Source organism: Holdemanella porci, assembly GCF_019052655.1.
Lineage (GTDB): Bacteria > Bacillota_I > Bacilli_A > Erysipelotrichales > Erysipelotrichaceae > Holdemanella > Holdemanella hominis.
Genome location: NZ_JAHQVB010000180.1, coordinates 1 through 458, shown reverse-complemented (window position 1 = coordinate 458; position 458 = coordinate 1). Strand labels below are relative to the sequence as shown.

Below are 458 nucleotides of genomic sequence, written 5' to 3'. Positions count from 1 at the left end.
ATGAAATCACATGAATAAATCAAAAGACAAAATTATGAAGGAGTTTTTAGAAAACAATGCCTATTTTGTCGACTTCTTTAATGCGTACTTCTTTGATGGAGAAAGAGTTCTTAAACCTGAAAACTGTATGGAACTTGATTCAGAGATGAATGATTCGAATATGGATCTAGAAAAGCATGTGGATGTGATTCGTAAGTACAATGATGGAAATCTTTATAGTGCATTCATTATTGAAAATCAAAGTTGTGTAGATCCTTCAATGGTTGTAAGAGCGGCCGTATATGAATATGTAGCTTATGAGCGAATGTTAAAGAAGTCAAAGAAGAATAAGGCTAAAGAAAAACTACCTATGGTAAACATTCTGGTATTCTATACAGGTGAAAGGCCTTGGAATGCAGCTAGTAAGCTATCAGAACTTGTAGAGGTGGATGAAAGGTTTACAGCTTGTTTCCATGACT

Annotated in this window: 1 protein-coding gene; it reads left to right on the top strand. The window is 34.3% G+C overall.

Going from position 1 to position 458, the window contains the following annotated elements; genetic code table 11:
- Nucleotides 1–10 precede the first annotated feature (10 nt).
- Nucleotides 11–458: Rpn family recombination-promoting nuclease/putative transposase (locus KTQ83_RS12040; RefSeq protein ID WP_186999858.1), on the top strand; the 448-nt coding region annotated here is incomplete at its 3' end.